We start from the raw sequence: 607 nt of genomic DNA, 5'->3' as shown, positions 1-607 counted from the left end.
AAGCCTCGGGGAGCTGGCAAACGAGCTGTGATCCGAGGGTTTCCGAATGGGGGAACCCCGCACGAGTCATGTCGTGTGACCCGCACCTGAATATATAGGGTGTGTGGAGGGAACGTCGGGAAGTGAAACATCTCAGTACCGACAGGAAGAGATATTCCGTGAGTAGTGGCGAGCGAAAGCGGATGAGGCCAAACCGGGCGCGTGTTCAAGCTGTCAGGCGTTGCGTGTTCGGGGTTGTGGGACCCTTCTGGTGGATCTGACAGTCCACCGGGGAGTAAGAAAGCCGTGTCATAGTCGAACCGCATTGAAAGGCGGACCACAGACGGTGCGAGTCCGGTAGACGAAATGGTGCGGCCTCCCGAAGGGGATCCCAAGTAGCACGGGGCCCGAGAAATCTCGTGTGAATCTGGCAAGACCACTTGCTAAGCCTAAATACTACCTAGTGACCGATAGCGGACCAGTACCGTGAGGGAAAGGTGAAAAGTACCCCGGGAGGGGAGTGAAATAGTACCTGAAACCGTGTGCCTACAATCCGTTGGAGCCTCCTTGGCTGGGGTGACAGCGTGCCTTTTGAAGAATGAGCCTGCGAGTTAGTGCTCAGTGGCGA

1 rRNA gene is annotated in these 607 nt (G+C 56.7%); it reads left to right on the top strand.

The window, feature by feature from the left end:
* Positions 1-607 (top strand): 23S ribosomal RNA (locus tag ND528_RS28080); the annotation flags it as partial.

This window comes from Pseudomonas mercuritolerans (assembly GCF_025706525.1).
Lineage (GTDB): Bacteria > Pseudomonadota > Gammaproteobacteria > Pseudomonadales > Pseudomonadaceae > Aquipseudomonas > Aquipseudomonas mercuritolerans.
The sequence above is the reverse complement of the archived record's forward strand: the minus strand, read 5'-3'. Positions and strand labels throughout refer to the sequence as shown.